The following is an 8,116-nucleotide window of genomic DNA, read 5'->3' as shown; positions in this document are numbered from 1 at the left end:
GCGGGCTATCGCCCCCGCGCTGCCTCTGGTCGCGGTCAGCCTGCTCGATGCCGCGGCGCGCCCCGGCCCCGCCGGGCGCCGCCCGCTGTCCGCGCTCCAGACGATGGGCGCCGCGTTCCTGACGATCATGGCGCAGCAGACCCGCGCGGCGATCGCGCTCGATCCGCCGGACGTGCTGATCCGCCCCGCGATCGGCCATCTTTCGACGGGCGCCTTCACGCGCGCCGCCGAGCTCATCGCACTCGGCCGCGCCGCGACTATCGCCGCATTGCCGCGGATTCGCGCCGCGCTTGCTGCCCGAAATTGAGGCAGAGCCCGGCGGCTGCCCAAGCCCTGTGCGGTCGGCGGACGGTTCGCGGGCGATGCGACGCCTTGCGCCGACCTGGCACATATCTTGCGCCGGAGCGCGTCATGAAGCAGCAGGGAGGCTGAATGAAACTCGTCACAGCGATCATCAAACCGTTCAAGCTCGAAGAGGTGCGCGAAGCGCTCTCTGCGCTGGGCGTGCAGGGCATGACGGTCACCGAGGTCAAGGGCTTCGGCCGTCAGAAGGGCCAGACCGAAATCTATCGCGGCGCCGAATACAGCACCAACATGCTGCCCAAGATCAAGGTCGAGGTCGCCTGCGCGAGCGATCTCGCGCCGCGCGTGGTCGAGGCGATCCAGCAATCGGCGAGGACCGGCGCGATCGGCGACGGCAAGATCTTCGTGCTCGAAATCGGCCGGGTGGTGCGCATCCGCACCGGCGAGACCGACGAGACGGCTCTCTAAAAGGGGAAGGGGGAATATGAAGCTTTCGACCAGGATATCGGCGGTCAGGATGTTGGGCGCTCTGGGGGCGATCGGCATGGCCGCGCTCCTCTCCCACCCGGCGCTCGCGCAGGCGCCCGCCGCCTCACCGATCCCGGCCGCGACCGTCGACAAGGGCGACAATGCCTGGATGCTCGTCTCCACCCTGCTGGTTCTGATGATGGCGATCCCCGGCCTCGCGCTCTTCTACGGCGGCCTCGTCCGCGCCAAGAATATGCTGTCGGTGCTCACGCAGGTTCTGATGATCGTCTGCATGGTCGGCGTGATCTGGGTCTGCTGGGGCTATTCGGAGGCGTTCACCGGCTACGGCCCGTTCGTCGGCAATCCCTTCACCAAGCTGTTCCTGAAGGGCGTCGATGCCAATGCCCGGGTGGCGACCTTCTCGAACGGCGTCTATATTCCCGAGCTCACCTACGTGCTGTTCCAGATGAGCTTCGCGATGATCACGCCGGCGCTGATCATCGGCAGCTTCGCCGAGCGCGTGAAATTCTCGCCACTGATGCTGTTCGTGGCGCTCTGGGTGACGCTCGTCTATTTTCCGATCGCGCATATGGTCTGGTATTGGCAAGGGCCCGATGCAGTCGCCAAGGCGGCGCTCGCGGGGCCCGCGGCGCTCGCCGCCGCCAATGCCGATGCGGGCTGGCTGTTCGCCAAGGGCGCGCTCGATTTCGCCGGCGGCACCGTCGTCCATATCAACGCCGGCATCGCCGGGCTCGTCGGCTGCCTGATCATCGGCAAGCGGATCGGCTATCCGAAGGAGCCGATGCCGCCGCATTCGCTGACCATGACGATGATCGGCGCCTCCTTGCTGTGGGTGGGCTGGTTCGGCTTCAACGCCGGCTCCAATCTGGAGGTGAACGGGGTCACCTCGGTCGCCTTCATGAACACGATGATCGCCACCGCCGCCGCCGGCATGTCGTGGGTGCTCGTCGAGCAGGCGGTGAAGGGCAAGCCCTCGCTGCTGGGCGCCGTCTCGGGCGTGGTGGCGGGTCTCGTCGCGGTGACCCCCGCATCGGGGTTCGCCGGCACGATGGGATCGGTGATCCTCGGCCTGATGGTCTCGCCGATCTGCTTCTTCTTCGTCACCAAGGTGAAGGCGACGTTCGGCTATGACGATTCGCTCGATGTGTTCGGGGTGCACTGCGTCGGCGGGATCACCGGCGCGCTGATGACGGGCATCCTCGCCAATCCCCAATTAGGTGGCCAGGGCATCCCCGATTACAGCAGCAAGCCGGGCACCTTGTTCGTCGCGGAGACCTATGACACGGCGCACCAGCTCTGGATCCAGTTTCAGGGCGTCGCGACGACGCTGATCTGGTCGGGCGTGGTCTCCGCGATCCTGTTCTTCGCGATCGACAGGCTGTGGGGCATGCGCGTCTCGCCGGAAGTCGAGCATGAGGGCCTCGACATCGCCGAGCATGGCGAGCGCGCCTATCATTATTGAGGCCGGGGCGGGTCCGGCCCGCCCCTCCCTCGAACGACGGGCCGGCGAGGCAGCCGGGGACAATCGACATCCTATTCGTCACCCCGGGCTTGTTCCGGGGTCCCGCTGTCTGCCAACGCTGACGGCAGACTCCAGCCTTCGCTGGAGCGACGATAAGACTTATCGGTTGGAGAGAGGGTTGACGTGTCCGAGCATGATTTCGACGTCCTGATCGTCGGCTCCGGTGCTGCGGGGCTGACCGCGGCGCTCAACCTCGCCGACAAGGTGAAGGTGTGCGTGCTCGCCAAGGGCGGGCTTTCGGAGGGGTCGACCGCCTGGGCGCAGGGCGGGATCGCCGCGGTGCTGGAGGCGGGTGACACGTTCGACGCGCATATCAAGGATACGATGATCGCGGGCGCGGGGCTCAACGACCTGCGCACGGTCGAGCTGGTGGTGGAGGAAGCGCCGCGCGCGATCGCGCGGCTGGCGGCGCTCGGCGTGCCTTTCACCGCCGACGACCATGGTTCCGGCGGCGCGCTCCACCTCACCCGCGAGGGCGGGCACAGCCACCGCCGCATCGTCCATGTCGACGACGCGACCGGCTGGGCGGTGCAGCAGGCGCTGGAGAAAGCCGCCGTCGCGCACCCCAACATCACGCTGATGCCCGATCGCGCCGCGCTCGATCTCGTCACCGGGCGGCATGGCGAGCGCTATTCGGGCGAGGGCCATGTCTGGGGCGCCTATGCGCTCAACCGCCAGACCGCGCATGTCGAGCTGTTCACCGCGCGCGCGACGATCCTCGCCACCGGCGGCGCGGGGCGCGCCTATCTCTATTCGACGGCACCGCGCGGCGCGACCGGCGACGGCATCGCGATGGCCTGGCGCGCGGGCTGCCGCATCTCGAACATGGAATTCATGCAGTTCCACCCGACCTGCCTGTGGAATCTCGAGGTCAAGAATTTCCTGATCACCGAGGCGGTGCGCGGCGAAGGCGGGCAGTTGATCAACCCGAAGACGGGCAAGCGCTTCATGCCCTATTACGACGAACGGCTGGAGCTTGCGCCGCGCGACGTCGTCGCGCGCGCGATCGACGCCGAGATCAAGCGCTTCGGGCTCGATTACGTCCACCTCGACATCAGCCACATGCCCGCCGATTTCGTGAAGGGGCATTTCCCCAACATCCACGAGAAATTGCTCGGGCTCGGCATCGACATGACGACCCAGCCGATCCCGGTCGTGCCCGCGCAGCATTATACCTGCGGCGGCATCCTCGTCGATCTCGCCGGGCGCACCGACCTGCCCGGCCTCTATGCGGCGGGGGAATGCACGCAATCGGGGCTGCACGGCGCCAACCGGCTCGCCTCGAACTCGTTGCTCGAATGCCTGGTGTTCGGCGAGGCCGCCGCCGTCGATATCCTCGCGCGGTGGGACGATCTCGCCGCGCCGCCGCCGATCCGGGCGTGGGACGAGAGCCGCGTCTCCGAAGCGGACGAGGATGTCGTCGTCCAGCACAATTGGCGCGAGATCCGGCGCTTCATGTGGGATTATGTCGGCATCGTCCGCACCACCAAACGGCTCGAACGCGCCAAGCATCGCGTCGACATGCTGCGCGGCGAGGTCGCCGATTATTACGGCAATTATCGCGTTACCGCCGATCTGATCGAGCTGCGCAACCTCGTCGAGGTCGCCGACCTGATCGTGCGATCGGCGCTGCACCGGCACGAGAGCCGGGGACTGCACTATACGCTCGACCATCCCGAGACGCTCCCGCAGGCGGTCGATACGATCCTGGTGCCTTGACCGTCGGTGTCGGCGCTCGAAAAAAAGTTTCAGCGCGCCTGGAACCGTTGGACGGAAGGTTGGTTTAGTATTCCGAGACCGGAAAGCGCACCCCCCCAGCAGCGCCGGCCTCAAAAGCGCCCCGCCAGCCATCCCCCCCGGCGGCGGGGCGCCCCCCCCAACCAAAAATTCTTCAGGCGCTTTGCTGATCAAGCTGGAACCGTCACCCCGGCCTTGAGCCGGGGTGACGCTTCTTCTTCAGCGTCGGCAGGCAGCGGGACCCCGGCTCAAGGCCGGGGTGACGGTTCCAGCGTGGAGGGGACAGCCGCTAGCGCACCACCCCGCAGGCGACGCGATCGCCCGAGCCGCCGATCGGCTGCGTCGTATAATCGTCGGGCTTGGCGTGGATGACGATCGCCGAACCATCGGCGTCGAGCAGCTTGGCGGTTCCGGCCATCCCGGCGAGCGAGGCCATCGTCGTCGCTATGTCCGCCTTGGCGGCACCGTCCGCGCCCGCATAGATGTTGGTCAGATCGCCCTGGTCGCTGGCCGCCGGATTGAGCAGGCCGTGGACCACGGGAACCGCCGAATGGACATGCGCGCCCGCCGTCTTGAACGCGGCATCCGAGCAATCGGCCTTCTCGTGGATGTGGATGCCGTGCCAGCCGGGGGTCAACCCCGTCGCCTCGACGTGCACCAGCAGGCCCTTCGGCGCATCGGTGAGCGTGACCGTGCCCGCCGATCCACCGCTCGCATTCTTGAGCGCGAAGGTGTGCGGCGACACCTGCGCCTGCGCGGGCATGGCAATGAGAGCGAGCGGGACGAGGGCGGTGAGCAGGCGCATGATCGGTCTCCCAAAGGTGGCGGCGTTCCAAGACGGTAGCACGACTCAGAATTTGTTTGGAAACTCGCGAAGAGCTAGTTTCAGGCGGCACCGGCCCGCTCCCCCACCCGACCTCCCAATCAGGATACTCTGTGGGAGGTCGGGTGGGGGTGCGGGCCGGTGCCGCCAAACGGACTTTTACCGAAGCTTGATCCAGGTCGGCGCGTGATCGCTGGCTTTCTCCTTGGCGCGCGCTTCGCGATCGACCCCGGCGTCGATCAGGCGATCGGCGGCGGCGGGACTGAGCATCAGATGATCGATGCGGAAGCCCGCGTCACGCGGCCAGGCGTTCATCGTATAATCCCAGAAGGTGTAGACCGGGCCGGCGGGATGGATCGCGCGGACCGCATCGGTCCAGCCGGCATGGCGCAGCCGGGCGAAGCAGGCGCGGCTTTCGGGCTGCATCAGCGCATCGCCGCCCATCCGCCTCGCCGAATAGACGTCGTCGGTCGATTCGGTCGGGATGACGTTCCAGTCGCCCGCCAGCACGACCGGCGCCTCGGTGGCGAACAGCGTTCCGGCATGAGCGAGCAACGCCTCGAACCAGGCGAGCTTGTAATCGAACTTGGGGCCGGGAATCGGATTGCCGTTGGGCAGATAGAGCCCGCCGACGATGATGCCGCCGACCGCCGCCTCGATATAGCGGCTGTGCGCGGGATCGGGATCGTTGGGAAGACCGCGCCGCGTTTCGTGCAGATCCATGCCCCTGGCGAGGATCGCGACGCCGTTCCAGCTCTTCTGCCCGTGCCAGATCGCATTATAGCCGGCGGCGGCGATCTCGCGCTCCGGAAAGCGCTCGTCGGGCGCCTTCAATTCCTGGAGGCAGGCGACGTCGGGCCGGCTTTCCTCGAGCCATTCGAGCAGGCGCGGCAGGCGCGCGCCGATGCCGTTGATGTTGAAGGTCGCGATCTTCATCGCGGCCGGCCCGCCCGCATGATCAGATCGAGAAGCTCGTTCCGCAGCCGCAGCCCGAGGCGGCGACCGGATTGGTCACGCGAAACGCAGCACCACCCAGCGATTCGACATAATCGACAGCACTGCCGCGCACGAGATCGAGACTGACGCTATCGACCACCAGCCGAACGCCGTCGCGCTCCGCCACCGCATCATCGCCCTCGACCGCATCGGCGAGGCCGAACTTGTACTGGAAGCCCGCGCAGCCCCCACCCTCGACCGCGAGACGCAGGATCGGCGGCTTGCCCTGCTTGGCGGCGATCGTCGCGACGCGCTGTGCGGCGGAGGTGGTCAGATCGATCGCGGGCTCGCTCATATGTGTGAAATAGGCGCGCGACCCTTCCGCGACAAGCTCAGTCGGCGTCGTCCGGACCGCCAAGGGCGACATTGCTCGCGCGCTGCTGCAACGCGACGACATAATCGCTCGACTGGAGATAGGGCACGGGGTTGACCGCGTGGCCGTCCATGCGGACCTCGTAATGGAGGTGGGGACCGGTCGAACGGCCGGTCGAGCCGACCAGTGCGATCAGGTCGCCGCGATGGACCGACTGGCCGCTGTGGACGAGGATGCGCGAGAGATGGCCGAAGCGCGTCTGCAAGCCCTTGCCGTGCGCGATCTCGACCAGATTGCCGTAGCCGCCGGTCCATTCGGCGCGATCGACGATGCCGTCGGCGGTGGCATAGACCGCCGTGCCGGTGGGGGCCGCGAGATCGACGCCGGCGTGCATCGCCGCCGAGCCGCGAAACGGATCGGAGCGGACGCCATAGCCCGAGGTGAAGGTCGCGCTGTTGAGCGGCTTGGAGGACGGCACCGCCATCGCCGGCTGGCCGACCGCGTCCTGGCGCTGCCAGCCCACGAACAAGGTATGGAATTGATCGTCGGTGCCGCCGATCGCCGCCGCCTGGGCGGGCGAGGCATCGCCGACCCGCACGCCTTTATCGAACATGGGAACATCCGCGGCCATCGCGGCGTTGGGGATGGCAACGAATACGAGAAGTGCCGCACCGATGGCGCGTATCAACGTCCGACCTGATGTCATTCTATCCCCGGCGATCTGGCTCCTGGCGCGCACGCAGCCCCCGCCGCATGCTGACCCGGATATACGAAACCGCTGGTGGAATTGCCCCTCCCGCTAGCGATCGAATCCTGTCTGTCCGTCGATTTGGGCGGGGGCAACCTCCGCAGGGCAATCCGGCGTCAGACCGGCTTGCCGCCGCGCCGAGCCGTTGAACGGCGGCTTAAGCGCGCCGCGAAACGGGGCGGCAGGCGCGAATCCCGCGTGATGCGACCGATCCCTCACCGGGGAGGAACATCTGCGTCACCCCTGCTTGAGCGCCGCGGCGGCGGCGAGCACCTCGGCGGCATGGCCGGGCACGGAGACCTTGCGCCACGCTGTGGCAATGCGGCCGTCCGCGTCGATCAGGAAGGTCGATCGCTCGATCCCCATATATTTGCGGCCGTACATGCTCTTCTCGACCCAGACGCCGAAGGCGTCGCACACCGATCCGTCGGCATCGGTCGCCAGCGTCACCTTGAGATCATATTTGGCGATGAACTTATTATGCTCCTTGGGCGTGTTCTTCGAAATGCCGATCAGCCCCGCGCCCGCCATCTCGAACGCGGCGAGCAGATCGGAGAAGTCCTTGGCCTCGGCGGTGCAGCCCGACGTATCGTCCTTGGGATAGAAATAGACGACGAGCGGGCGGCCGAGTTGCGACAGCGGCAGGCTGGAACCATCGCCCATCTGGAGCAGGACATCGGGTGCGGCATCGCCTTCGTTGAGCATGGATTCGGGTTCCTCGGTTGAAAATCGCTCCGGCCTTATCAGGCTTCGGCGATACCGGCCACGCGCCGCCACTCCCCCCCGATCAGCGCGCGCGCGGCATCGTAAGCCGCGATCAGCCCCGCCCAATCGGGGTGGCCGCAGGCGCCGGCCATCAGCGATCGCGATGCCGCCCCCGGCGCGCCATCGGCACCCGCCAGCAGGCGAAGCATGATCAGCATTCGCGTGAGCAGGACCGCCGCCGCATCGAAGCCCGGCGCGAGCCTGCCCGCCGCCTGCAGCGTCCGCGCGGCCCGCGACAGCGAGGGCGACAGACCGACGTGATCGCGGAGCTGGAGGAGATGCACGGTGAATTCGGCATCGACCAGCCCGCCCGCGACCAGCTTGACGTCGAGCGGCCCGGCGGGCGGCTTGTGGCGCGCGATCTCGCCGCGCATCCTCACCGCATCGGCGGTGAGCGCGGCAGGATCGCGCGGGCGGGCG

General features: G+C 67.4%; 9 protein-coding genes and 1 pseudogene. 4 read left to right on the top strand and 6 right to left on the bottom strand.

All coding sequences use genetic code 11. The features are described from left to right. From HUU94_RS11205 to nadB, 4 genes are all read left to right on the top strand, one after another. A partial coding sequence (locus tag HUU94_RS11205) for a hypothetical protein (protein ID WP_438827119.1) occupies window positions 1–307 on the top strand: 307 nt, incomplete at its 5' end. Between the two features lie 125 nt (window positions 308–432). Further along, window positions 433–771 carry a P-II family nitrogen regulator gene (locus HUU94_RS11200; RefSeq protein ID WP_174275160.1) on the top strand — a complete coding sequence of 113 codons (339 nt, stop codon included), beginning with the start codon at window positions 433–435 and terminating at the stop codon, window positions 769–771. Between the two features lie 16 nt (window positions 772–787). After that, on the top strand, window positions 788–2,254 hold the full coding sequence (locus HUU94_RS11195) for an ammonium transporter (protein WP_174275159.1): 1,467 nt from the start codon (window positions 788–790) through the stop codon (window positions 2,252–2,254). 183 nt (window positions 2,255–2,437) lie between these two features. Then, window positions 2,438–4,033: an L-aspartate oxidase gene (gene nadB, locus HUU94_RS11190; RefSeq protein WP_174275158.1), complete on the top strand. Its 1,596-nt coding sequence runs from the start codon at window positions 2,438–2,440 to the stop codon at window positions 4,031–4,033. Between the two features lie 307 nt (window positions 4,034–4,340). On the opposite strand, the gene HUU94_RS11185 is transcribed toward nadB, so the two are convergent. The 6 genes and pseudogenes from HUU94_RS11185 to HUU94_RS11160 form a co-directional block, all read right to left on the bottom strand. Further along, complete coding sequence (locus HUU94_RS11185) at window positions 4,341–4,856, bottom strand: superoxide dismutase family protein (protein ID WP_174275157.1); 516 nt, start codon at window positions 4,854–4,856, stop codon at window positions 4,341–4,343. Between the two features lie 177 nt (window positions 4,857–5,033). After that, window positions 5,034–5,810: an exodeoxyribonuclease III gene (locus HUU94_RS11180; protein ID WP_174275156.1), complete on the bottom strand. Its 777-nt coding sequence runs from the start codon at window positions 5,808–5,810 to the stop codon at window positions 5,034–5,036. Between the two features lie 22 nt (window positions 5,811–5,832). Further along, window positions 5,833–6,165, bottom strand: coding sequence for a HesB/IscA family protein (locus HUU94_RS11175; RefSeq protein WP_174275155.1), 333 nt, complete (start codon window positions 6,163–6,165; stop codon window positions 5,833–5,835). Window positions 6,166–6,202: 37 nt separating this feature from the next. Next, window positions 6,203–6,796 (bottom strand): M23 family metallopeptidase, encoded by a 594-nt coding sequence (locus HUU94_RS11170; RefSeq protein WP_254602158.1) that lies wholly within the window; start codon window positions 6,794–6,796, stop codon window positions 6,203–6,205. A gap of 372 nt (window positions 6,797–7,168) precedes the next feature. Then, window positions 7,169–7,636, bottom strand: a complete 468-nt coding sequence (locus HUU94_RS11165) for a peroxiredoxin (protein WP_174275153.1) — start codon at window positions 7,634–7,636, stop codon at window positions 7,169–7,171. Window positions 7,637–7,674: 38 nt separating this feature from the next. Continuing rightward, a pseudogene (locus HUU94_RS11160) lies at window positions 7,675–8,116 on the bottom strand (glutamine-synthetase adenylyltransferase); the annotation flags it as partial.

The sequence above is a fragment of the Sphingomonas bacterium genome (assembly GCF_903644055.1).
Taxonomy (GTDB): Bacteria; Pseudomonadota; Alphaproteobacteria; order Sphingomonadales; family Sphingomonadaceae; genus Sphingomonas_I.
Note: the sequence above shows the minus strand (reverse complement) of the source record. Positions and strands in the feature narration are given on the sequence as shown.